The organism is Sulfitobacter sp. SK011 (assembly GCF_003352065.1).
Lineage (GTDB): Bacteria > Pseudomonadota > Alphaproteobacteria > Rhodobacterales > Rhodobacteraceae > Sulfitobacter.
In genome coordinates, this window is record NZ_CP025803.1 from 1,272,447 (window position 1) to 1,296,840 (window position 24,394).

Here is a 24,394-nt window from a genome sequence, read left to right on the forward strand (position 1 = left end):
GGGAACGCTACTTAACGATCACTTCGTCCTTGACGAACATGTTGGCCCACGCCCGGTCGATGAGGTCAGGCGACATTCGATAGGGGATGCCTTCAAAATCGCAGATCGCGATCATCTGGTCGATCAGAAAGATCGGCTGATAGTTTGCATATACATTGTCGATTGTGGGGTATTTGACCTTGAGCAGATGCACCAAAGTCGCCTCATCCAGCCCCATGCCGCGTTTGCGTGCCACCATGGCAAAAATCTTGAGAAAGTTTTCCTGATTGGGGCCATCAATTTTAATCTTAAAGAAGATACGGCGCAGGGCGGCGGTATCAAAAATCTCATTCGGGTGGAAGTTGGTTGAAAAGATCACCAGCGTGTCGAATGGCACCTCGAATTTTTCACCCGACTGCAGCGCCAGGATATCCTTGCTTTCTTCCAGTGGCACGATCCAGCGGTTGACGATGCTTTGCGGTGGTTCTTTTTGACGGCCAAGGTCATCCACAATGAAAATGCCGCCCGTTGATTTCAACTGTAATGGGGCCTGATAGGTGCGCGCCGTTGGGTTATAGACCAGATCAAGCATATCAAGCGACAGTTCGCCACCGGTGATAACGGTTGGCCGCTCGCAGCAGACATAGCGTGCATCATAGCGGGTAACGCGGCGCAGGGATGTGGGGTCCTGGACCTCATCCTCGGCGGCGGAATGGACGATTGGGTCATAGACGGTGATCACCTGCGAGGCGTATTCGATCGCCCGTGGGACATAGACCCGGTCGCCCAAAGCATCACGGATCCCGTTGGAAATACTGGATTTACCGTTGCCCGGCGGGCCGTACATCAGAATTGAGCGCCCCGCAGATACCGCAGGCCCCAGATGGTCCAGAAGGCTGTCGGGCAGGACCAGATGGCCCATTGCACCGACCAGTTGCTCGCGGGTAATCTGCAGATTGCGCACCGACTGGCGTTTGACCTGTTCGCTGTAGACCCCCAGCGGCACCGGCATCGGACCGAAGTATTCTGACTGTGCCAAAGCATCCAGCGCGCGCGCCTTGCCGGCATCGGTCAGCTGATATCCCATTTCGTTGCCATTTTGGGCATTCAGGGTACCGGTTGCTTCCAACAGGCGCTGTTCGCGGGCCATATCGACCAATTCTTGTGTGACCTGAATGGGAAGGCAAACCGCACGGGCCAGTTCACTTACCAAATCGACGTTTTTTCGAAAGATTGTTTTCAGCAGAATGTCCCGCATCATAACGATGGGCAGCCGCATATCTTCTAACCGCTTGGGGGGCGGCGGGGCCACTACGCTGGACGCTTGGACGTTCATGACAACACTCCTGACGAATGGGGGCAGGGAATGTGATACCTGCACCAAAAGGGCTGAATATGGTGTGAATCACGCACCATATTTTGCACCCAGAATAAGATACACGGCCAAAGTCGCGCCAAGGGCAAGACCCATGGGGAATTTTTTTGCTTGTGACCAGCTGGCCCAATCGGGGGCCAGTCTGCGCAATGGCGAATGTTTTGCCAGCCGGTGCGTTGCGACAGAGGCCAAGGTGACCGCCATAAAAAGCGCCATCAGCATTCGCAGATCGCCCAAAGCCACAAAAGGGGCACCTGCAGCCAGAAATTTGGAATCTCCGGCCCCCATCACGCCTGCGGCATTCAATACAACACCAATGACCAACACAGTCACAAGGCCCAACAGACGCCAGAGATAGGTGTTGAACGGCAAGACAAACAGACCCACGACAACAAAGACCAAAGCCAAAACGACAACAGCCTGATTGGTGATGCGCATCTGTGCCATGTCGGTAAACATGACGTAAAAACAGATCGGCAAGACAAAGGGCAGAAACCACAGTGCAGATGTGGCGGTGATCGCCATCGCGCTAGCCGTTGTCTTCGAGCGCGCGCAAGGACCGTACGGCTGCTTCGAAGTGCTGTGGATGTGTATCAATTGCTTCGCGCAGCAGGCCTTTACCTGTTTCAACGTCGCCTTGCTTGATCGCAGAAAGGCCCATTGTGTGCAGCAAGAGCGCACGTTCTGTCTGATCCATCGGGATCACCGGCAATGAATAGTCGCGTTGCGCCGAGCGCGCGAGGACGAGATTGTTTTTGGCGGTAAACAAGCTGGTATCCTGACGCACGGCGTCCGAAAACAGCCGCTCGGCATCTTTGTAGTCACCGCGCGTCAGTTTGGAATAGCCCCAATTGTTCATGACGGAACCGGGCGTCGTGGTCAGCCCGACCGCCGTTTCATAGAAACTGTCGGCCTTCGTCCATTCCTTCTTACTGTCTGCGATCAGTGCAGCAAGGCGATACCGCTTAAATGTCTCGTGTGTTGGAGGGACACTGTTGAGAACTGTTTCGGCTTTTGCCCAATCACCGCTGCGGATCAGCGCATCGGCGTATTCGACGCTGTCATCGTTTGTGGCCTCTGGCATCTTTGTCACTTTGGACCATTCAATGGCACCCTCGGTCACACGCTTTGCACGGATTAGGGAAAGCGCAAGACCGCGTTGATGGTCGATCCTTGTTGGGTCTTCCTTGATGGAACGCGAGAAATAACTGACTGCCTCGTTCGGGTCAGCCACTGTCAGCATCACATCTGAAAGATTTGTTGCGTCGACAACATTGACGTCCTTAAAGGCCCGTTCAACGGTGGCGTTCGCGTCTTTTTCACCGCAGCCTGCAACAACGGCGACACCTGCAATGCAGGTTGCAATTAGAATAGGGTGGCGCATTTTTGCGTCCTTTTTACTGCTCTGCCTCGGGCTTGGTGTCGGTCATATGCCGGGACGGATCAAATAGTCACCCGCACCGCGCCGCACCAATTTATAATTATCATCGTCAAGATCATTAATAACAGAATTTTCTGATTTTGCGAGCGCTAAGCGCAGATTGTCACGGATTGCGTCACTTTCGCCATTGTCCAGCGCATAGGCCTTGCGAAATATCTGTACCGCCTCGGGGGTTTTGCCCCTTTCGATCAGCACAACACCCAGATTATTCCAATCTTCAGGCTCGGTTTCGTTCTCTTTGACGGCGCGCCGCAACAGATCTTCGGCTTGTCCCAGACGGCCCAGGCCAAGGTTCGCACTGCCCAGGCCTGACAGGATTTCGGCATCAACGCCTTGCGCAAGTGCAGCGCGGTTAAAGGATTTGATCGCCAACTCATACTGTCCGGCCGCCATCAGGCGATGACCAACTTCTACACCGTCTTCGGCGTCTTTGCGTTGATTGACCCCGGGCGCATAGGGGTTTTCGGTTTTCTTCTGGAACAGCGGCGCAGAAAAGCCGCCCGGTGAACAGGCGGCCATTCCAAGAATTGTTATAAGTGCCATCGCGCAGGTTGCCCTGCGCCAGCGTCTTGATGTCATTATTGGCCCGGTCCGCTTATCTTACCCAATTGTGTAATGCCGTGTACCGAAGGGCCAACCAGAATGATCAGCAATGGCGGTACCGTCAGCATCATTGTGGCAAGGGTCATCTTGGTTGGCAACTTGTTTGCGGCCTCTTCGGCGCGCATCACCCGTTTGTCGCGCATTTCAGCCGCATAAACCCGAAGCGCGTCTGAGATTGACGTACCAAAAGCGGCCGATTGCACCAGAACGGTTACAAATGACGACACATCCTGCACGCCACAACGTTCGCCCATATCGTTCAGCACGGTCACCTTGTCTTTACCGGCCTTCATTTCGTAAGCGACAACTTCGAACTCGTCAGCAAGGGCCTTGTACGACGCACGCAATTCACGCGCCACACGGACGATACATTGGTCCAACGACTGGCCGGCCTCAACGCAGACCAGCATCATATCAAGCGCATCGGGAAACCCGCGTTCGATTTCCTGTTTGCGCATACCAACCCGGCGCGTCACCCAGTACTTGGGCAGGTAATACCCGATGCCACCGGGCCCCACGGTATACATCATCATCTTCTGGGTGCTCATGCCTTCGCCTCCGCCCAGAAAGTTGACATATACGATGCCTGCAAACATACCGAACAGGCCCAAAGCCATCTGGGCAAAGTAGAACATCCGCACTGCATCACGGGACTGATACCCCGCCTGACGCAGCATCAACTGTTTCGCGCTCAGTTCGGCAACGTCCTCGGGTTCGAGAAATTTGGCAAACTTCTGTAGCTGTTGGTTCCCGTCAGCCTGCCGCAACTTTTTGGTCGGATCAGCGGATTTCGCTGCTGGGCTTGATGCCCGCTTGAGTTTGTTCAGCGGGTCTTCTGGTTGCTTCACAATCAGGACAACAGTGATCGCAACAAGGACCAGACCCAGCACGCCGACGATAATGATCAATCCAATTGGGCCCAGGACCGCTTCGATCTGATTTAGGAATTCCATCGCAAATGCTCCTTACACTTTGATGTCTGTGAGGACGCGCATCACCATCAGGTTTGCCGCGAGGAAGATGCCCACAATAAAGCAGGCCGGGATGAAGAAGGCGTGGTCGCGCACTTCATCATAGTAATTCGGGTCTAGAACGTTGATCACGATCAGCGCAACAATCGGGAAGGCGGAGAGAAACTTGCCTGACCATTTCGCCTCAGCGGTGATCGCTTTCACGCGGCGAAACAGGCGGAAACGGGCGCGGATCACCTTTGCCAGACCGGCGAGGATTTCGGCGAGGTTACCACCAGATTGCTGTTGGATCGTCACGGCAACGGCCAGGAACCGCAAATCCTGCATGTCCAGCCGCTCGGCCATGTCTTTCAGCGCTTCACCGACGTCGCGACCATAGGCGGCCTCATCCGAGATCACGCCGAATTCAGACGCCAGCGGATCCTGAATTTCCTTGGATACAATGGTAATGGCACTGGTGAACGGATGACCGACCCGCAAGGATCGCACCATCAGTTCGACTGCGTCAGGCAGTTGTTCTTCGATCATGCCCATGCGCTTGTTGGCTTTGGATGAAACCCAGAAATAAACACCACCCACGCCGATGCCCACGGCAAGCAGGGCGCGAACAGGTGGTTCGGTTTCCGTGCCAACAGTCAGCGCCAAAAAGGCGAAAACAGCCACACCAGCCATGATCATCAAAAGCTGCTTGGGCGAAAACGCGATTGCGGCTCTTTGCGCCTTTTCCGAAAGCAGCGAATACAATGGAATTGACTTTGAATTCATGTGCTGCTGCATTTCCTTGCGCAGCTTTTCCAACACCTCTTCGCGGCGTGTGCCTTTTTCGAGCATTTCAAGGCGGCGGTTAACACGGCTGTTCAGGCTGATGGATTTACCAAAAGCCACCAGATACAGACCTTCGACCAGCACCAGCACGCCAATGAAAATCAGGCCATAGATAATTGGTTCGGCACTCATGACTTGTTTTCCTTACTGTGCTGCGATGGGTTCATAGATGGAAGATGGCAGGTCATAGCCCCACATGCGGAAGCGTTCGGCATAGTGGCTGCGCACCCCGGTTGCGGTGAAATGACCGATGATCTTGTTTTCGGGTGTGAGCCCGACACGCTGATACCGAAAGATTTCCTGCATAGAGATGACGTCACCTTCCATGCCGGTGATTTCCGTGATGGATGTCATACGGCGCGACCCATCCTGCAGACGTGATGCCTGCACGATCAAATTCACCGCCGATGAGATCTGGCTGCGCACGGCCTTGAGCGGCATTTCAATACCGGCCATCGCAATCATGTTTTCCAGTCGCGACACACCATCGCGCGCCGAGTTGGCGTGGATCGTTGTCATAGACCCATCGTGACCGGTGTTCATGGCCTGCAGCATGTCGATGACTTCTTCGCCACGCGTTTCGCCCACGATGATCCGGTCTGGACGCATCCGCAAGGCGTTCTTCAAACAATCGCGCGGGGACACTTCGCCTTTGCCTTCGACGTTTGGTGGACGGCTTTCCATTCGGCCCACGTGGGTCTGTTGCAGTTGAAGTTCCGCCGTGTCTTCGATGGTCAAAATGCGTTCGGCGTTGTCGATGAACGAAGACAGCGCGTTGAGGGTGGTTGTCTTACCTGAACCCGTACCACCAGAAACGATGATGTTCAGGCGGGTGGCCACGGCAGCTTGTAGATAGGCTGCCATTTCTTCGGTAAAGGCACCGAAGTTCACCAGGTCGTCGATGCCGAGCTTGTCCTTTTTGAATTTACGAATGGACACGAGCGACCCATCGACCGCAACGGGCGGTACCATGGCGTTGAAACGTGAACCATCTTTGAGGCGCGCATCGACATACGGGTTGCTTTCGTCCACGCGACGACCCACCGCCGACACGATCTTGTCGATGATCCGCAAAAGATGGCGTTCATCTTTGAACGTCACTTCAGTGAGTTCGAGCTTGCCTTCGCGTTCCACAAAAATCTGTTGTGGCCCGTTGACCAGAATATCGTTGACCGTTTCATCCTTGAGCAAGGTTTCCAACGGACCAAGGCCTGTCACCTCGTCATAAAGCTCTGAATTCAGTGTCATCCGATCTTCGCGGTTCAGAACGATGCTTTTCTGCTCAAGAATCTCAATGGCAATCTCATTGATTTCCTGCCGCAAATCCTGCTCCGTGGCATGCTCAAGGGCGGCAAGGTTCAGGTTGTCCAACAGCGCACGGTGCAGTTCGAGCTTGATATCACTCATTCGCTGCTTGCGTTTCAGCTCTTTGTCTTCCGGGGCTGCCGCCGCAGGTTTTAACGCCTTGCGCATTGATGCAGGTGCGGGGGTTTCCAAGATTGGTGTCACATTTGTAGGCGCATCAGGTTTTGCAGCTGGCGTTGCTGGCCCTGACTTTTTGTATTTCGAAAACATGTCTGCGCTCTTTCTATATGGGATCAGGCCGCTTGAGCCTGATCACCTTTCAGGTCATGGATGGACGCCGCCAGTTTGGCGATCTCGCGTCGCAGTGGGCTTTTGGGGGCAGAATTGGCCAACGGCGTACCATGGTCGTTGGCCTGCGTGATCGGCTTGCCGCCGTCGGGCAACTGCACGTCAATGGAAATGCTCAGCGATTCCGCCATACGTTTGACGCGACCCTTGCCACTCAGATCGGTGAATTTCGGCGCACGGTTCATCACATAGCGCAGCTTTTCGACTGGCAGCTCCTCAGATTGCAACGCACGCTTAAAGCGCAGCGTATTCTGTGCCGATCGCATATCCAGTTCCAACATCGCGAAATAGACATGCGCATTGCTCAGCACGGCTTCGGACCATTGCACCAAGGTCGAGGGCATGTCGACAATCACATAGTCAAACTGATTGCGCGCGATCGTCAGGATACGGTTCACATCCTCGGATGTGATCAGATCAAGCGGCAACATGTCGGTCGGTGCGGTCAGCACCTGCAATTTATCGCCAAAGGTCAACAAAGCCTGGCCAAAGATTTCTTCGTCCATGGTTTCTGTGTCAGACAGCATGTCATAAACGACCTCGCGCCGCGGCAGGTCGAGAAATGTGGCGACAGCACCAAACTGCAAATCCAAATCCAGCAAACAAACGGACGGGGATTCGTTTTTACCAACACAGGCCAGTTCCCACGCAAGATTGACGGCAAGCGTGGTTGAACCCGTGCCACCGGCCAATCCGTGCACCACTATCAGTGCGCCATCTTTTGAGGCACCGGCCTTAAGCTGCGGAGCGTTGGCGGTGGGGGCAGGGGCCTCTTCTATCGCACGGACGCGGGCAATGGCCTGGGCCAATTCACCTTCTGGCAATGGGTAGGGGACAAATTCATCGGCACCTTGGCGCAACAGCGAATGCAAGGCGGCGGGTGTCACGTCTTCAGCGATTAAGATCACTTTGATATTGCGGGATTTGGCTTGGGTGATGATCTCGGTCATCAGAACCAGATTGTCTTCATCTGTTTCATCTATCGCCAAGGCAACAAATTCCATGTTGTTCGCTTCTGGTTGCCCGAAAAATGCCAGTGCCTCAGCAAACCCTAAATCACCCCAGCTCTCACCAAGTGCATCTTCCATATCCTCGATCAATAGATCAAAGTTTTGCACATCGCGGCTGATGGTACAGGCCACGATGGGTGCTGTTTCTGGTTGTGGCATACTGCTGCTCATGACCTAATCCTTTACTATCAAGGGTTTGGCAGAGCGATCCTTTGCGTCTTACGCGCAATTGAACTATCTCCGCGACCACCCATGCCCAGGCCATTGCCCAGACACATCTGTCCTATTGCTGGGAATATCACAGGCAACTTGGGCAGGATTGGGGCCAAAAAGGTCTGATTGTTGGGTATCTTGAAACGATCACGCTGAAAGCTGGTGATTGATCAGAGGTATTTCGCGACGCGAAACGAAAAACGCCGCCCCCGAAAGAGGGCGGCGTCGCAAAATTTTGACCAAATTATTCGGCGGCCAATTCGCCCACCGCGCTGCCGGTCAGCTGTGTCGGCGGTACAGCGCTGGCAATATAATCACGGTAAATGATCTGTGCATATTTGCCGTCCAGAACTGTTGGATGTCCTTTCACGAAACCGCTCACTTCGGTCACCGTACGCCTGTTGCGCCGTTCGCGACCTTGTGTAACGACCAATGGCTGCGTTTCACCAAACGAAACAACGGCTTCAAGGCGGCTGCGGCTGATGCCCAATGTGGACAAATATCCAACAACGGCGTTTGCCCGTTTCAGGCCCAATACTTTGTTATATCTGTTCGATCCGACAGCGTCGGTGTGACCGAAGACACGGAACCGGATTTCCGGAAACTGCCTGATCCACCCGGCTTGTTGACGCAACACGGCTTGTGCATTTCCGTCCAACTGTGCAGAATTAAAGGCAAATGTGACGGTTGAGTTCACGTCTTCTGCAAAACGGTTTGCCAGATTAAAGGTATGTTGGCGTTCGCCAGTCATGACCAGACGGTTGTTCAGGGTTGCGTTGCCAAAGCTGCCAGTATCGGCGATTGCCCCTGCCTCTCGGTAGAACTGGGTGTAAACCGGGTCCGGGCTCGGTACGCAGCCCATCACTGTTGCGACCGCGGCTGTCAGACCGATAATGCTGAATTTGTTGGCCTTCACGCTTTTCATTGTTTTAGTCCAATACATAGCCATAAGACCCGCCAAAGTCCTGCTTGGCAACCTCACCAGCGGCACCTCTTTTGGGAGTGCGGGTGCCATCAGCTGTGCGGCCAAAGAGGAAGAGGTCTTTTTCAGTGGGTGGTTTGATCCGATCCGTTGGCAGGGCCAAAGCCTCACCCCGGGTCGGGGTTACCAGATGCGCGGTGACAATGATGACCAATTCGGTCTGGTTGCGCTGATAGTCCGCAGAACGGAACAGCGCACCCAGAATGGGCACGTCACCGATCCACGGCAGTTGGCTTGAGTTGTCGGTAAAGTCGTCCGTTAGCAATCCGGCAATCGCAAAGCTCTCTCCATCGCGCATTTCGACCGTCGAAGAGGTCTCGCGCCGGGTAAAGGCCGCGATTTCGATACCATTGCCCAATGCCAGGCTGTTTGTCGGATCAATCGCCGACACTGCGGCCTTGAGTTCAAGGTTGATCAGGTCTTTGTCCACAACACGCGGGATAAAGGCCAGTTCAACGCCGAACGGCTTGAATTCAATGGTTATCCGTTCACCCGTCTGTGCAACCGGTACGGGGTATTCGCCACCTGCAAGGAACTTCGCCTCCTGGCCCGACAAGGCCACAAGGTTTGGCTCTGCGAGAAAGCGGACGACGCCTTTTTGTTCAAGTGCCTCAAGCAACAGCCCCACCTGAGTGGATCCTGCGTTAAAGCCAAACAGGACAGCACCTGCATTTTGGTTCGAGGTCGGAATGGACCCGCCCAATGACCCAAGAACGCTGCTTGCCGTGTTGGTCGTGCCTGTCCCCGCGTTAAGGTCCGAGCCACCAATCGCCAGTGATGAACTCAAGGATTTGGAAACGTTACGCTGCATTTCAGCAAAGCGAACCTTCAGCATTACTTGCTGAATTCCACCAACGCTCATGAGGTTGGACACCCGTTCAGGGGCGTAGCGTTCGGCCAGATCAAGCGCGCGCTGCAGGCGCTGGGTGGAGGAAACGATGCCAGACAGCACAATACCGTCATTGGCTGTGCGAACTTCAATCCGCTCGCCGGGCAGGATCTGCCGCAGGCGTTCCTTGAATTCGGTGACGTCCGCTGCGACACGCACATTGACGTTGGTAATCAGTTGTCCGCTCGCATCCAGCAAGGTCAGAGTGGTTGTTCCGGGCGATTTGCCCAGCACATAGATGTTGCGATCCGACAAGGAAGAGATATCGGCAATGCCTGGGTTGGCGATGCTGAGTTCCGCGAAGGGAATGTCACTTTCGACAACCACCGCGCGGTTCATCGGCACATGCAAGTCCGTGTTTGTACCCTTCTTAACCACACGCAATGTCTCGGCTGAAACCGAGGTTGGTGTCGTCAATGCCATAGGTACGGCGCTCAATGTCAGCCCTACGAGAGCTGCTTTTAGAAATCTATCGATTTTCATGTGACCTGCCTTTTTGATCACGCCTCAATGTAGGGTCTTGGTGCCCGTCGTTTGGAACACTCTGCGGCAGTTTCATTTTTATTGCAAGAATCAATGAGTTCAGGGGGAAAGCTTATGTGGATAAATGGCAACATAATATGGAATGCAATGACGCCGCACAATGTGCGGCGTCATGTTAACCATTTGATTTTTCTGGCGAGTTGGTTCAGTTCGTGCAGGGAATGGGCAGTTCCACAACCTCGGCCCCGCGGCGGGTCCGAATGGTGCAAACTTTCTCTTTTTCAATTTCTGCTTTGACTTCTCGGCTGGCGATGCCAAGCAAAGACCGCTGGTTGACCTCAATAGAAGAGGCAACTGTATCATCTCCCGCGCCGACCAATGCCAACGACAGATTGCCCGTTGATTGTGCCTGCGCCAAGGACGCAACTTGCTGGGGGCTGATCGCAACAGTCACCGTGCGGGCGATGGTGGTTTCATTCAGTTCGCCACCGGCACTTTGGTCGATGGCAATCAGTTGAACGTTAGCCTCGATTAGTTTGGTGACATCACCTTTGTCGGGTGCGCCGGCGACATTCACGCGGCCTGTCCAATAGATGTCAACGCGGTCGCCAGGACGCAAAAAGCCCGAGACGCCGCTGGATACATCGACCTTAATCGCAAAAGCACGTGTCCCTCGTGCCAGACGCGAGGTCAAACCTGTGTCCTCACCGGGTTCGGTAACTTTCAGTGCCAAGATCGCTTCGTCTTTTTCCATTTGCCGCAATACCACCCGCAATTCGTCGGTATTTTCGGGAAAGAGGGCGACCAAATCAACAAATGCCCCTTCCGGAATTGCATTTTCCGGCCATGCAACTGCGCGGACATCCTCTTTGGTCAGCTTTTGACCATACTTAAGGGGGCCTTGTGCGACATAGACCGTTTTGGTGGGAACAATCTCAGCCAGAGCTGCCTGTGCCTGGGCATTGGCAGCCTGATACTGAGCAATTCGATCCTTGGCCAAGTACACGGCACCACCGGCAAGCGCGATGCCTAGCAAAAGTACCAATCCAAAAACCATTCGCATTTCAGTCACCTCATCTAGATTTATTTACCGGAAAGTTTCCCGGACCTGCTGTGGGAAACAATGTCAGGCAATTATGGTTTTTGTTTGCCATTGGTCAGGCAAAAACACGATCAATGCTGCCAAAAGATGCAGGCCCAAAAGAAAAAGCCGGCCAAAGAATTAGCCGGCATGTTCTTCAGATTTGGGTGCAATTAAGGACCAACAGGGCGTGCTGCGAGATACGTGCTTATGCCAGAGCTTACGTTGCCGGAGCTGCCGTTAATTGAGACGATAACAGCACCAGCTAAACCGACAACAGCGGCGGTCAGAACAACCCAGTCTACTGTTACAGCGCCGTCCTCGGAAGCGCGAAAGTTCTTCAGTTTGCTCCACATGATGTGTTCCTTAAAAAGTGCAATGATAAAAAGGTAACAGTCTGCATGACTAAAGGGCAGCGCGCCGTATCCAGCGAACAGCCCCCATGGCAGTCGCTCAGGACTGAAGTTTAATTAGGATCCTGCGCTTCGATGTACGCAGCTGTGGCGGCAGTCAATGCAGTCGCGCCGTCCTCGATGGTTTGATAGGCAGCAACGGCCAGACCAACAACAGCAGCGGTAAGAACGACCCAATCGACTGTTACCGCCCCATCTTCGTCTTCACGAAAGTTTGCGATAAATTTTATCATGGTGTGTCCTTTCATACTAAGAGCTGGTTCGAAGTTCTACCAAGCCGACCGGATGACACTGTCACTTTTGAGAAAGTGCCCGCCAGCTTGGTAGAATGACCTAGTTCAAGTATTGAACTTAAGGAGCAACAGGTGCTGGCGCTGCGCCACCTGGTGTCCGGCCTTCGATGTATGTAGATGTAGTGCCGGTCAGTGCGACGGTACCGGTCTGGATTGAGGTATAGGCAGCAACGGCCAAACCAACAACGGCAGCGGTCAGAACGACCCAGTCAACTGTTACAGCGCCGTCTTCGTCTTTGCGGAAGTTTGCAATAAATTTCATCATGGTATGTCCCTCCAAGGATCATTAGATTTGAGTATTACCTCGCCGTCCGTTTGGCACTGTCACTCTCAATCAAGTGCCTGTCCGACTTGGTATGCAGCTATATAAACTTCTGATTGGGGCATGAATTTGACAGTTAATGTGCCAATTGCATTTATACGCAAAATACATAGCATTTCCAGTCTACCTTATTGTTTTTAAAAGAAAATAAAAATTAGAAAAGGTATGAATTATTCAAAATTGAACGGTTTTTCGGTCAAATAAGGCAAAACCGCCTTGTTCTAAGCCCTGATTTGCTGGTCTGAGAGGGTTTTTTGTGGGATATTCCCAACCATTCGAGCCGATAAAGCAAAAAAGCAGGCAGGCATGTATCGTATTTTCGGAATTTCGCTTCTGGCGGGCACTTTGGCTGTGGCACCCTGCCTTGCCGAAGGTCCAGCGCCGTTTCCTGAATTCAGCGCCAAACGTATCAAACCACCCAAATCTGGCAGCAGCAATCGTATCAACATTCAGATTGACCCCGCAGCGCAGGTAAAAGCAGTCCCCGCCGCCGTTGCGCAACCATCCGGTGCGATAATGCCCAAAGCGCCGGGTCAGTACGACTGGTTCTGGGCCAAGGTATCGCCGGATGCTGCCGAATCCGGCCCTGGTCGTTTGCAGACCGCCATGTCCACGTTGGCCGGCGCAGCAGACAAAGTGAGTGCACCGCGCTTGCAGCAGATGCAGGACATTGCAAAAGTGAATGGCATCGACATTCTGCGCTCTACCATCGGGACGCAGGTGTCACCCGCATTGGTGCTGGCAGTCATTACAGTTGAATCGGCGGGCAGGCCGGATGCGATCAGCGGGGCCGGGGCGCAAGGGCTGATGCAGCTGATGCCGGATACAGCGTCGCGGTTTGGTGTCACTGATAGTTTGATGCCGACGCAGAATATTCTGGGTGGGGTGAAATACCTCAATTGGTTGATGGATGAGTTTGACCGCGATCCGATCCTGGTGCTGGCTGGGTATAATGCAGGCGAGGGGTCGGTGCGCAAACACGCAGGCGTGCCGCCTTTTGCCGAGACCCGCGATTATGTGCCCAAGGTGTTGGCGGCGTTTCAGGTGGCAAAGGGCCTGTGCAAAACACCACCAGAGCTGATCACCGACGGGTGCGTCTTTGCTGCAATGAACTAGGACGGACGTTCACGTCCGACAAATGGCGGCTACCGTGTTTTTCAAACCCGCGTCTCCACCTCCTCACAAATCTGGATGAACCTATTATCGGGGCGGACGGCGCGACCGCTTTGCGTTTGCAGCGGCAAGGAGGGCGCATCGCCCCCCTTTGTTGTTCAGACGAGGGTTGCCTCAGTCGCGGCGCGCAATTCGTCTTCCGTAACGCCATCCGCACATTCGACAATCCGCAAACCACCTTCAACCACGTCCAGCACGCCCATATTGGTGATGATCCGGTCAACAACGGCCTTCCCCGTCAGCGGCAGGCTACATTCCTTCAGAACTTTGCTGTCACCATGTTTGTTGGTGTGATCCATCACCACAACCACACGGCCCACACCTGCGACCAGATCCATCGCGCCGCCCATACCTTTGACCAGCTTGCCGGGGATCATCCAGTTTGCCAGATCGCCGTTTTCAGCGACCTCCATCGCGCCCAGGATCGCCATCGCTATCTTGCCGCCCCGGATCATGCCAAAGCTGGTGGCTGAATCGAAATACGCCGTGCGCGCCAATTCGGTGATCGTTTGTTTGCCCGCGTTGATCAGATCGGCGTCAATCTCATCCTCGGTTGGAAAGGGGCCCATGCCCAACATGCCGTTTTCCGATTGCAGCGTCACATCCATGCCATCAGGTATATAGTTCGACACCAGCGTCGGAATGCCGATGCCAAGGTTCACATACCAGCCGTCTTGCAGTTCCTGTGCGGCGCGTGCCGCCATTTGATTGCGATCCCACATCTTATGCTGTCCTCACTGTACGCTGCTCAATCCGCTTTTCATGATCACCCTGAATGATCCGGTGCACATAGATGCCCGGCAGGTGGATCATGTCAGGGTCCAGCGACCCGCGCGGGACAATCTCTTCGACCTCGGCGATGCAGATTTTGCCGCACATCGCCGCCGGCGGGTTAAAGTTGCGCGCCGTTTTGCGGAACACCAGATTACCGGTGTCATCAGCGCGCCACGCCTTTACGATCGACAGATCCGCAAAGATGCCTTCCTCAAGGATATATTCCTGACCGTTGAACATTTTGCTTTCTTTACCATCGGCAATCACCGTGCCCACACCCGTTTTGGTGTAAAACCCCGGAATGCCACAGCCACCTGCACGCATGCGCTCGGCCAGCGTACCTTGGGGGTTGAACTCCAACTCCAACTCACCCGACAGATACTGGCGCATAAACTCAGCATTCTCACCGACATACGAACTGATCATCTTTTTGACCTGTTTGGTTTGGAGCAAGATGCCGATCCCAAAATCATCAACACCCGCGTTGTTGGACGCAAACGTCAGGTTCTTGGTGCCTGCATCGCGGATCGCGGCCAGCAGCAATTCAGGAATGCCACACAGGCCAAAGCCACCTGCCGCGATCAACATGCCGTCTGACAAGACGCCATCCAACGCCTCCGCAGCTGATCCATAGACCTTTTTCATAGCGTAACGCTCCCCCTTGTCGGTGCCTGTCAATTGTTTGGGGAGTCTTGCCGCCGCAGCGCGGCAAAGTCAATTGATCCGCGGGGACTTGCGTGCTGTCACAGGATGCGGACTTGGGTGCCAACGGGGCAAAGCGCAAATAGCTCTTCTATCTTTTCGTTGTAAAGACCAATGCACCCATCCGATGACCGCCGCCCGATCTTGCGGGTGTCATGGGTACCGTGGATGATGTAATTGGGCCAATCGAGATACATCGCATGCGTGCCAAGCGGATTATCTGGGCCGGGTGGCATATACTTGTATTCAGGAAAGCGTTCCATCATTGACGCGGTTGGCGTCCAATCGGGACCAACTTTCTTTCGGGTAATTTTGGTGTAGCCGCGTTTCGTCAATTCTTCTGTGGCGGGCACAGATGTGGGATAGACGCGGTAATCAGTGCCATCCGCGTTCCAATAATGAAGCGCGCGTGATGTTGTATCGGCCACAATGGTCGCCTTGCCCAGATCGTCGAAATGATCCTGCCAGTGCTGGCTTATAAAGCTGGTGGCGTTGCGGCGCACACCATTCAGGTCAGTTGACTGCGCACGCACCAAGCTTGGTGCACAAAGCGCGACACTGGCCCCGATCATCAGTCTACGCCGTGAAATATTCTGCTCTGCCATGTCCATGCCTTTCGCATTGTTGATTGCGCATGGGTTTGGCAGGCGCGCATGGCACAGGCAAATCACATATGCATGATGTTCGGTATGTGGTCGCGGCTATGGTCGGGTCATTCTTTTTCGGCTGCCACTTTTTTGGCGGCAGGTTTCTTTTTGGCGGCAGGTTTCTTTTTGGCCGCAGGTTTCTTTTTGGCCGCGGGTTTCTTTTTAGGCGCAGCTTTCTTTTTTGGTGCGGCTTTGCGCTTGGCCGGGGACTTGGCCAGCTTCTCCTCGATCAACTCGACCGCCCGTTCCATGGTCAAATCAGCAGGCTCAACCTCTTTGGGGATCGTCGCATTGACCTTTTCCCATTTCACATAAGGCCCGTATTTGCCCTCCATGATATTCACAGCCCCGCCCAAATCAGGGTGTTCGCCCATCTCGCGGATCGGTTTGGCGGCTTTGCCCCGTCCACCACGGCTTGCGACTTTTTCGGCAAGCAATTGGACAGCGCGGTTCATGCCAACGGTAAAGACCTCATCCAGGCTTTCCAGATTGGCGTTGGTGCCGCCGCGTTCCGATGTACTTTCCGCGTGTTTCAGATAAGGCCCATAGCGCCCGATGTTCGACCAGACCATGATCCCGTCCTCAGGATGCGGGCCAATTTCGCGGGGCAACGACAGCAGCATCAGCGCTCGCTCCAACTCAAGCTCTTCTGCAGGCCAGTCCTTGGGCACCGACTGTCGCTGGGGTTTCTTGTTTTCTTCTGTAACAGCGCCACGCTGCACGTAGGGTCCAAAACGTCCCTTGAACACACGGATCTCGTCGCCCCCATCCTTGCCCAGCAACTTGCCGTCCGGAGGGATAGCCGATGCTTCGGCTTCTGGGTCTGGCGGGCCAAAGGGGCGGGTATAGCGGCACTCAGGGTAATTGGAACAGCCGATGAACGCGCCACCGGAGCGGGCGGTGCGCATCGACAAGCGCCCCGCTTCGCAGTTTGGGCACAGCCGCGGGTCGCCGCCATCATCAAGCGGTGGAAACAGATGCGGTTCCAGAACCTCGTTGATCTTTTCCAGAACCTCGGTGATGCGCAGATCAGCGGTTTCGGCAATCGCGGCGGAAAAATCACGCCAGAACCGTTTGAGCACATCTTTATAGTCTGCATCCGCTGCGCTGACCTTATCAAGCTGATCCTCAAGATCGGCGGTAAAGTCATACCCCACATATTTGCGGAAATAATTCTCAAGAAACGCCGTCACCAACCGGCCCTTGTCCTCAGGGATCAGGCGGTTGCCATCTTTGCGCACATATTCGCGGTCCTGGATTGTCGTGACAATGCTGGCGTAGGTCGAGGGGCGGCCAATGCCCAACTCTTCCATGCGCTTGACCAATGTCGCCTCTGTGTACCGGGGCGGCGGCTGGGTGAAATGCTGCTCTGGCGTGACCGACCTTTTGTCCATCGCGTCGCCTTGGGTGATCTGTGGCAGGCGTTTGTCATCGTCATCGACAACCACATCATCGCGGCCTTCTTCATAAACGCGCAGAAAACCATCGAACAGCACCACCTGACCTGTGGCGCGCAGACCGACCTGTTCGTCTTTGCTGCCAATCTCGACGGTTGTGCGCTCCAAACGTGCGCTTTCCATCTGGCAGGCCAGCGTGCGTTTCCAGATCAGATCATAAAGCTTGGCCTGATCGCTCTCCAACTTCAGGCTGGGGGCGTCTTTGGTCATGTCGGTGGGGCGCACACATTCGTGGGCCTCTTGGGCATTCTTGGCTTTGTTCTTATAGATGCGCGGCGCATCGGGCACATATTCTACGCCATAGCGGTCTTTGATCGCATCGCGCGCCATGGTCACGGCCTCTGGGGCCATGTCGATACCATCTGTCCGCATATAGGTAATGTGGCCGGCCTCATACAGCCGCTGGGCTGTGCTCATGGTTTGCCGCGCGCCCATGCCAAACTTGCGGCTGGCCTCTTGTTGCAGGGTCGAGGTCATGAAGGGGGCGGATGGATTGCGGCTGGCCGGCTTTGCCTCGACGCTTGTCACGGTTAGGGCGCGGCTGGTGATCGCTTGCACGGCCATTTCAGCCTGCGTGGCGTTGCCCAGATCAAAGCGGTCCAGCTTCTTACCTGCCAACGTTACCAGTCGGGCTTCAAATTCTTGCCCACGGGGGGTCGCCATCAGAGCTTTGACGCTCCAATACTCTCGGTTGCGGAACGCTTCGATTTCCATCTCGCGCTCTACGATGATGCGCAGCGTGACCGATTGCACCCGGCCTGCTGATTTCGCCCCGGGCAGTTTGCGCCACAAAACCGGGGACAGATTAAAGCCTACCAGATAGTCCAACGCACGGCGGGCCAGATAGGCTTCAACCAAAGGCATATCCACCTGACGTGGATTTGCCATCGCATCTGTCACTGCTTTCTTGGTGATCTGGTTGAACACCACGCGACTGACGGGCGTGTCTTTCTTGATTGATTTGCGCTTGGTCAATGCTTCTTGCAAATGCCAGCTGATCGCCTCGCCCTCACGGTCGGGGTCGGTCGCGAGGATCAGTTCGTTGTCGTTTGCCAGGGCGTCAGCAATCGCTTTGACATGTTTCTTGCTGTCGCTGGCGATTTCCCATTTCATGTCGAATTCGTTTTCGGTGTCGACCGATCCATCCTTGGGAGGCAGGTCGCGCACGTGGCCATAAGATGCCAGAACGGTGAAATTATCGCCCAGATACTTGTTGATCGTTTTGGCCTTGGCAGGGGATTCGACAACAACGACTGGCATAAAATAAAGCACCTTAAATCAAATTGGCGGGCGGTCTCTCGCGCTGTCACATGTGGGAGGTAAGGGGGGATTGTCAATGCAACTGCTGAGCAAAGTGCGGCAATGACACCACCGGCACATGAGCAGTGCTCACTCAAAAGGAAGGTTTTGCCGGGGCGATGCACCCCGCAGACAGACCTTTCAATCAGTTACTGTAAACAGACTGCCCCATCACACCACCCGCGCCAGCAAACCACCGGGACGGCGTGCAATTTGGCCGTCAAGCTCCAGATCCACAAGAACAGGGGCGACATCTGCGGGTGCGGCTTGCAGATCACGGATCAACTGGTCCTCTGCGACTGGCGATGGTCCCAGACGCGACAGGATTTGCAGATGAAGTGCGGCAGTTTCACGCAGGCTGCGTTTGGGTTTGTCCGGCTTGGCAGGGGTCAGTGGAAGTTCTGGCGTGGTCTGCTGGCCAGATATGGGTCCCAACGCCTCAATCACATCGGCTGCAGAACGAACCAGCGTCGCACCATCACGGATCAAGATATTGCACCCTGCTGCGCGCGCATCAAATGGGTGCCCCGGCACAGAAAGCACATCACGCCCCTGGTCCAAGGCATCACGTGCCGTGATCAGGCTGCCGGATTTTGCGGCCGCCTCAACCACGATGGTCGCACGGCTGAGGCCTGAGATGATGCGATTGCGGCTGGGAAAATGTCGCGCCATGGGTTGCAGGCCCATTGGCTGCTCTGAAAGGCGCAGGCCAGATTTGGCGATGTTGAGCGCAAGTTCTGTATTTTCAGCCGGATACATGACATCAACGCCGCCTGCCTGCACCGCGATGGTGCCAGTTGTCATTGAGGCCAGATGGGTGGCCGCATCAATACCTCGCGCCAACCCAGACACCACGACATATCCGGCCGCGCCCAGATCACGGGCCAAAGCCTGTGCCATACGGGTCCCCAACGATGAAGCATTGCGGGCACCTACCATTGAAATCATCGGGCGCGCCAAAAGCGAGGTATCGCCGATGCACCACAAAAATGGCGGGGCATCTGCAAGATCGTTCAAAAGGGATGGGTAGGGGTCCTGCCCCTGCAAAACCAATTGCGCACCGGCAGCGCGGGCGGCCTTAAGTTCAGCCCAGATCACACCCTCGGGACAAATCTGATATTCGGATACACCCGCGGCGCGCGCCACCTGAGGCAGCGCGGCCAGCGCGTTTTGCGCAGTGCCATGTTCAATCAGCAGACGTTTATACGTCGAAATGCCAACCCGGCGCGAGCGCAACAGACGGAGACGCGCAAACTGTTCATCTTCCTGGGTGGGTGGGATTGGGGGGTGAGTGGAAGAAGGATTTAGGTCCTTGTCAGTCATCCCGCGTCTCCATCCGTTGCTGGAATCAGTATTAGAGCGAACTGGTTAACACAGGATGAATCGTTCCGGCTCGATTTCAGACAAATGCGGCAAGGCAGATGGACCAAGCGTCCACCATATATTTACCAGCCCGTTTCGTAGGCACCTAATCTACATGCGCGTTAAGCCGCTGCACCACCCACCGTCAGGCCGCCGATCATCAATGTTGGCTGACCCACCCCCACTGGCACCCATTGACCTTGTTTGCCGCAATTGCCCATGCCCGGATCAAGGGCCGGGTCATTCCCAATGGCGCGGATCTGTTTCAGCGCCGTGGCGCCATCCCCGATCAGCGTGGCCCCTTTTACCGGCGCGCCGACCACCCCGTTTTCGACGCGGTACGCTTCGGTGCATGAAAAAACGAACTTGCCATTGGTAATGTCCACCTGGCCGCCGCCAAACCCCACGGCATAGATACCGTCCTTAAGATCGGCCACGATGTCGCCCGGTGCCACGTCGCCGCCCAGCATATAGGTGTTCGTCATCCGAGGCATGGGGATATGCGCATATGACTGTCGTCGCCCATTGCCCGTGGATTTGACCCCCATCAGCCGCGCATTCTGGCGGTCCTGCATATACCCGATGAGCACACCGTCTTCGATCAATACATTCTTGGCGCTGGGCGTGCCTTCATCATCAACCGTGATCGAACCGCGCCGGTCGGGGATTGTGCCATCGTCCAGAACCGTCACGCCTTTTGCGGCGATCTGTTGGCCCATCAATCCGGCAAAGGCTGAACTTCCCTTGCGGTTAAAGTCGCCTTCCAACCCGTGACCGATGGCTTCGTGCAGCAAGATACCGGGCCAGCCGGGGCCAAGCACAACGTCCATTACGCCTGCAGGGGCAGGCACGGCATCAAGGTTTACCACTGCTATTCTTAACGCTTCACGGGCCTTGGCCTGCCAATCGTCAGCGCTCAGCAGCCCGTCAAGACCCACGCGCCCGCCACCACCTGCAGACCCGCTTTCGCGGCGGCCGTTGTGTTCAACGATGACCGACACGTTTACACGGGTCATGGGGCGAACATCACGCACGGAGGTGCCTTCGGGGCGCAATATCTCTACCTCTTGCAGGCTGGCGGCAATGGTTGCGCTGACCTGAATGACCCGTTTGTCCAGCCCACGGGCAAATGCGTCAATCTCACGCAGGGTTTCGATTTTGACCGGGAACGTCGCCCCTTCAATCGGGTCGGCGTCTGTATAAAGACGTTTGTTTGTCCCCTCGGGCGCATCGGACCATGTGCCGCCGCCGGCACCCACTGCCAGACGGGCGGTTTCGGCGGCACGCTTTAGCGCACTCACCGAAATGTCGGTCGAATGGGCATATCCCGCGACCTCAGAACGCACGGCGCGCAAGCCAAATCCCTCTGAGGCGTCATAACTGGCGGTTTTCAGGTGACCATCGTCGAACACCAATGCCTCGGACCGGCGGCGTTCCAAAAACAATTCCCCATCATCGGCCCCGGCAACGGCATCCCGCAGCACTTGAAGTGCGATTTCGCGATCTACATTGGCCTCAAACGGCTTGAATGGGGTGTTGGTCATCGGGGTCTGTCCTCAATTCTCGCCACAAAAACACATTTCGCGTCTGTTTGACGCAATCGGGTGGCTTTATCTTGCACTCAGAATATGATTGTAAGCAGTAGGATTACAACGGCCGGGCTGCTCCGATAGGCTGGGCACATAAGATTCGCACTTAATGGTCACAAGATCAGGACGACATATGAAACATCTTCTCTCTCTTTCGGGTCTTTTGGCCAGCTTTGCAGCCTTGCCGGCATTTGCGCAGGAATCGCTTCGGATTGACGGCCTTGAGATCATCGGCAAACCCGTTGACGGCGAAATGGGTTTTCAACCTGGTGTGACCCGGCTGGCCACTGACATTCATGATCTGGACTATCTGATTCTGGTGATCATCACCCTGATCACTGTTTTCGTGACTGGTCTGATCCTCTGGGTCGCCGTCCGCTACAACAAAAAGCGCAATCCAACGCCTGCGTCGTTCACGCACAATACCCCGATCGAGATTGCGTGGACCATTTTGCCAATCGTTATTCTGGTGCTGATCGGTGCCTATTCCTTGCCAATCTTGTTCCGGCAGCAGGAAATCCCGGTCGCTGACATCACCATCAAGGCGGTAGGCAATCAGTGGTATTGGTCCTACGAATATGTCGACGAAGAGTTTGGCTTTGACAGCTATATGATTGGTGCACCTGCCACATTGTCAGCCGAAGATGAACAAGCTGGTGCCGTGGCCAACGTTTTGAACCCCGCGATGGAAGCCAAGCTGGCCGCAGCGGGCTATGGCCGCGATGAATGGCTTCTTGCGACGGATACATCCGTCGTTGTGCCGATTGGCAAAACGATCGTTATGCAGGTCACCGGATCTGATGTGATCCACGCCTGGGCAATGCCGGCGTTTGGTGTAAAGCAAGATGCGGTGCCGGGTCGTTTGGCCGAACTGTGGTTCAGCGCTGACAAGGAAGGCGTCTATTTTGGCCAGTGTTCAGAGCTTTGTGGTCAGGCGCATGCCTATATGCCGATCACGGTCAAAGTGGTGTCAGAGGCCGCTTATGCCGAGTGGCTGGGCAAGGCCAAAGCGGAATATGCTGGCATCGCGCAGCCAGTGACCGTTGCGTCAAACTAAACTGCCTGCGGGCTGGGCGGTGCGCCCAGCTTGCGACATGACAGGTAAAGTGGGCGCAGCGCCCACCTTGTTTATAAGGTAAAAGCCGCAATGACGGACGTCACGAACACACCAGCATCAGAATACGAGGCGCAGCTGGGCGATTATTTCGCCCTGCTCAAGCCACGTGTGATGCAACTGGTTGTTTTCACCGCGCTGGTTGGCATGTTGGCTGCACCGGTCTCTGTGCATCCGGTCATTGGCTTTGCGTCGATCTTGTTTGTGGCCATCGGGGCAGGGGCGTCTGGTGCGCTGAACATGTGGTGGGACGCCGACATCGACGCGGTCATGCGCCGGACGCGGTCCCGTCCAATTCCGTCTGGCCGCGTACAACCGAGCGAAGCGCTGGCGCTGGGCGTGGCTTTGTCGGGCATGGCGGTAATGATGCTTGGGCTTGCAGCAAACCTGCTGGCGGCAGGGATGTTGCTGTTCACGATCCTCTTTTATGCCGTTTTCTATACCATGTGGCTCAAACGTGCGACGCCGCAGAACATCGTGATTGGCGGTGCTGCTGGTGCGTTTCCCCCAGTGATTGGCTGGATCATTGCCACGGGCAGCTTTTCGATCGAAGCATGGCTGATGTTCGCGTTGATCTTTATGTGGACCCCGCCACACTTCTGGGCGCTGGCGCTGTTCATGCGGTCGGATTACGACGACGCCAACGTGCCGATGTTGACAGTGACGCATGGGCGTCCAACCACCAGGCGGCACATACTTATCTATACGGCGCTGCTGGCGGTGCTGGCGATCGGGACGGCGTTCACCTCAATCGGCGGGCCGATCTATCTGGCCACAGCGGTCATCCTGAATGCGATGTTCCTGCTTGGGGCCTGGCGCATCTGGAACCGGGATGAAGATGATGCAGAGGGTGACAATTACGCCGTCGAACGCAAATTCTTCCGGCTGTCGCTGTTTTACCTTTTCCTGCATTTCGGCGCGATCCTGATTGAGGCCACGTTGCGCCCCTGGGGTCTGGGAGGCTGGTCATGAACATTCGAGCAGAACATGAAATTCACAGCCGGCGCAAAGGCCGCAATGTCGGGGTGGGCCTGATGTTGGGTGCTTTCGTCATTCTGGTAATGGTGCTGACCTTTGTCAAAATCACTCAGACTGATTTCACCAAGGCCGCAGGTGCTGCTGGTGCCGCGGCCGCAGCGCAAAAAGAGGCCAATAACTGATGGCGCTTTCCGGTCCTCAGAAAACCGTGATGCAGACCGTATCGCTTGTTGTGTTGATGGGCGGTCTGGCATGGGCATCGGTGCCGTTTTACGACTGGTTCTGCCGGGTTACGGGATTTGGCGGTGTGCCGGGTCAGGTGGAAACCGCATCAGAGGAAATTCTGGATCAGACTATAAAAGTCCGCTTTGATGGTTCGATCAATGCAGGTCTCGCCTGGGAATTCAAACCGGTCGTGCGTGAGATGGAATTGCGTATCGGCGAAACCGGCCTTGCCTTTTATGAAGCCTATAACCCGACCAGCCGGCCCATTGCGGGCCAGGCCAGCTATAACGTGACGCCTTACACGGCTGGCGCTTTCTTCGAAAAGATCGACTGCTTTTGTTTCACCGAACAGGTGCTGGCACCGGGCGAACGCGTCCAGATGCCGGTTAGCTTTTACGTTGATCCGGAAATTGTCAAAGACCGTGACGGGAAGTTTGTACATACCATCACACTGTCCTATACATTCTATCAAATTGACCTGCCCGAAGGCTATGCCGCCTTGGAGCAGGGAACAACAACAGACCTGAATTAACAAAGGTGA

Annotated in this window: 25 protein-coding genes; 5 read left to right on the forward strand and 20 right to left on the reverse strand. The window is 55.2% G+C overall.

Annotated features, from left to right (window positions below; genetic code table 11):
* Positions 1-7: 7 nt before the first annotated feature.
* The 14 genes from C1J02_RS06240 to C1J02_RS06305 all read right to left on the reverse strand — a co-directional run bounded on the left by C1J02_RS06240 (position 8) and on the right by C1J02_RS06305 (position 12,476).
* Positions 8-1,315 (reverse strand): ATPase, encoded by a 1,308-nt coding sequence (locus tag C1J02_RS06240; RefSeq protein ID WP_114877806.1) that lies wholly within the window; start codon positions 1,313-1,315, stop codon positions 8-10.
* Positions 1,316-1,384: 69 nt separating this feature from the next.
* Positions 1,385-1,879, reverse strand: coding sequence for a prepilin peptidase (locus tag C1J02_RS06245; RefSeq protein ID WP_114877807.1), 495 nt, complete (start codon positions 1,877-1,879; stop codon positions 1,385-1,387).
* A gap of 4 nt (positions 1,880-1,883) precedes the next feature.
* Positions 1,884-2,738, reverse strand: coding sequence for a lipopolysaccharide assembly protein LapB (locus C1J02_RS06250; RefSeq protein ID WP_114877808.1), 855 nt, complete (start codon positions 2,736-2,738; stop codon positions 1,884-1,886).
* Positions 2,739-2,780: 42 nt separating this feature from the next.
* The gene (locus C1J02_RS06255) at positions 2,781-3,338 is read right to left on the reverse strand and encodes a tetratricopeptide repeat protein (protein WP_254693222.1); all 558 of its coding nucleotides are present in this window, start codon (positions 3,336-3,338) and stop codon (positions 2,781-2,783) included.
* A 35-nt stretch (positions 3,339-3,373) separates the two neighbouring features.
* Positions 3,374-4,351 carry a type II secretion system F family protein gene (locus C1J02_RS06260; protein WP_205389871.1) on the reverse strand — a complete coding sequence of 326 codons (978 nt, stop codon included), beginning with the start codon at positions 4,349-4,351 and terminating at the stop codon, positions 3,374-3,376.
* 12 nt (positions 4,352-4,363) lie between these two features.
* Complete coding sequence (locus C1J02_RS06265) at positions 4,364-5,326, reverse strand: type II secretion system F family protein (RefSeq protein ID WP_114877810.1); 963 nt, start codon at positions 5,324-5,326, stop codon at positions 4,364-4,366.
* Positions 5,327-5,338: 12 nt separating this feature from the next.
* Complete coding sequence (locus C1J02_RS06270) at positions 5,339-6,769, reverse strand: CpaF family protein (protein ID WP_114877811.1); 1,431 nt, start codon at positions 6,767-6,769, stop codon at positions 5,339-5,341.
* A gap of 23 nt (positions 6,770-6,792) precedes the next feature.
* A complete protein-coding gene (locus C1J02_RS06275) occupies positions 6,793-8,028 on the reverse strand; it encodes an AAA family ATPase (protein WP_114877812.1) in 1,236 nt (411 codons plus the stop codon).
* A gap of 286 nt (positions 8,029-8,314) precedes the next feature.
* Entirely contained in the window at positions 8,315-8,995 is a 681-nt protein-coding gene (locus C1J02_RS06280; protein ID WP_205389872.1) for an OmpA family protein, read from the reverse strand.
* 4 nt (positions 8,996-8,999) lie between these two features.
* Positions 9,000-10,424 carry a type II and III secretion system protein family protein gene (locus tag C1J02_RS06285; RefSeq protein ID WP_114880415.1) on the reverse strand — a complete coding sequence of 475 codons (1,425 nt, stop codon included), beginning with the start codon at positions 10,422-10,424 and terminating at the stop codon, positions 9,000-9,002.
* Between the two features lie 205 nt (positions 10,425-10,629).
* Complete coding sequence (gene cpaB, locus C1J02_RS06290) at positions 10,630-11,487, reverse strand: Flp pilus assembly protein CpaB (protein WP_114877814.1); 858 nt, start codon at positions 11,485-11,487, stop codon at positions 10,630-10,632.
* 191 nt (positions 11,488-11,678) lie between these two features.
* On the reverse strand, positions 11,679-11,861 hold the full coding sequence (locus tag C1J02_RS06295) for a hypothetical protein (protein ID WP_114877815.1): 183 nt from the start codon (positions 11,859-11,861) through the stop codon (positions 11,679-11,681).
* A 110-nt stretch (positions 11,862-11,971) separates the two neighbouring features.
* The gene (locus C1J02_RS06300) at positions 11,972-12,151 is read right to left on the reverse strand and encodes a hypothetical protein (RefSeq protein ID WP_114880416.1); all 180 of its coding nucleotides are present in this window, start codon (positions 12,149-12,151) and stop codon (positions 11,972-11,974) included.
* Between the two features lie 118 nt (positions 12,152-12,269).
* Complete coding sequence (locus C1J02_RS06305; RefSeq protein ID WP_114877816.1) at positions 12,270-12,476, reverse strand: hypothetical protein; 207 nt, start codon at positions 12,474-12,476, stop codon at positions 12,270-12,272.
* Positions 12,477-12,839: 363 nt separating this feature from the next.
* On the opposite strand from C1J02_RS06305, the gene C1J02_RS06310 reads away from it, so the two are divergent.
* Positions 12,840-13,649: a lytic transglycosylase domain-containing protein gene (locus tag C1J02_RS06310; protein ID WP_114877817.1), complete on the forward strand. Its 810-nt coding sequence runs from the start codon at positions 12,840-12,842 to the stop codon at positions 13,647-13,649.
* A gap of 155 nt (positions 13,650-13,804) precedes the next feature.
* Here the strand turns inward: C1J02_RS06310 and C1J02_RS06315 are convergent, their stop codons facing one another.
* The 6 genes from C1J02_RS06315 to tldD all read right to left on the reverse strand — a co-directional run bounded on the left by C1J02_RS06315 (position 13,805) and on the right by tldD (position 21,491).
* Positions 13,805-14,428 carry a 3-oxoacid CoA-transferase subunit B gene (locus C1J02_RS06315; protein WP_114877818.1) on the reverse strand — a complete coding sequence of 208 codons (624 nt, stop codon included), beginning with the start codon at positions 14,426-14,428 and terminating at the stop codon, positions 13,805-13,807.
* Between the two features lies 1 nt (position 14,429).
* On the reverse strand, positions 14,430-15,125 hold the full coding sequence (locus tag C1J02_RS06320) for a CoA transferase subunit A (protein WP_114877819.1): 696 nt from the start codon (positions 15,123-15,125) through the stop codon (positions 14,430-14,432).
* Between the two features lie 98 nt (positions 15,126-15,223).
* Complete coding sequence (locus C1J02_RS06325) at positions 15,224-15,787, reverse strand: L,D-transpeptidase (RefSeq protein ID WP_114880417.1); 564 nt, start codon at positions 15,785-15,787, stop codon at positions 15,224-15,226.
* 107 nt (positions 15,788-15,894) lie between these two features.
* The gene (gene topA / locus C1J02_RS06330) at positions 15,895-18,546 is read right to left on the reverse strand and encodes a type I DNA topoisomerase (protein ID WP_114877820.1); all 2,652 of its coding nucleotides are present in this window, start codon (positions 18,544-18,546) and stop codon (positions 15,895-15,897) included.
* Between the two features lie 210 nt (positions 18,547-18,756).
* Positions 18,757-19,908, reverse strand: coding sequence for a DNA-processing protein DprA (dprA, locus tag C1J02_RS06335; protein ID WP_114877821.1), 1,152 nt, complete (start codon positions 19,906-19,908; stop codon positions 18,757-18,759).
* Between the two features lie 161 nt (positions 19,909-20,069).
* On the reverse strand, positions 20,070-21,491 hold the full coding sequence (gene tldD, locus C1J02_RS06340; RefSeq protein WP_114877822.1) for a metalloprotease TldD: 1,422 nt from the start codon (positions 21,489-21,491) through the stop codon (positions 20,070-20,072).
* A gap of 178 nt (positions 21,492-21,669) precedes the next feature.
* On the opposite strand from tldD, the gene coxB reads away from it, so the two are divergent.
* The 4 genes from coxB (at position 21,670) to C1J02_RS06360 (ending at position 24,385) form a co-directional block, all read left to right on the forward strand.
* Entirely contained in the window at positions 21,670-22,593 is a 924-nt protein-coding gene (gene coxB / locus C1J02_RS06345) for a cytochrome c oxidase subunit II (RefSeq protein ID WP_114877823.1), read from the forward strand.
* A gap of 90 nt (positions 22,594-22,683) precedes the next feature.
* Positions 22,684-23,622 carry a heme o synthase gene (gene cyoE, locus C1J02_RS06350; RefSeq protein WP_114877824.1) on the forward strand — a complete coding sequence of 313 codons (939 nt, stop codon included), beginning with the start codon at positions 22,684-22,686 and terminating at the stop codon, positions 23,620-23,622.
* Entirely contained in the window at positions 23,619-23,810 is a 192-nt protein-coding gene (locus tag C1J02_RS06355; protein ID WP_114877825.1) for a cytochrome C oxidase assembly protein, read from the forward strand. The genes cyoE and C1J02_RS06355 overlap by 4 nt, the downstream gene beginning before the upstream one ends.
* Complete coding sequence (locus C1J02_RS06360) at positions 23,810-24,385, forward strand: cytochrome c oxidase assembly protein (protein ID WP_114877826.1); 576 nt, start codon at positions 23,810-23,812, stop codon at positions 24,383-24,385. Before C1J02_RS06355 ends, C1J02_RS06360 begins: the two co-directional genes overlap by 1 nt.
* The last annotated feature ends 9 nt before the right edge of the window (positions 24,386-24,394 follow it).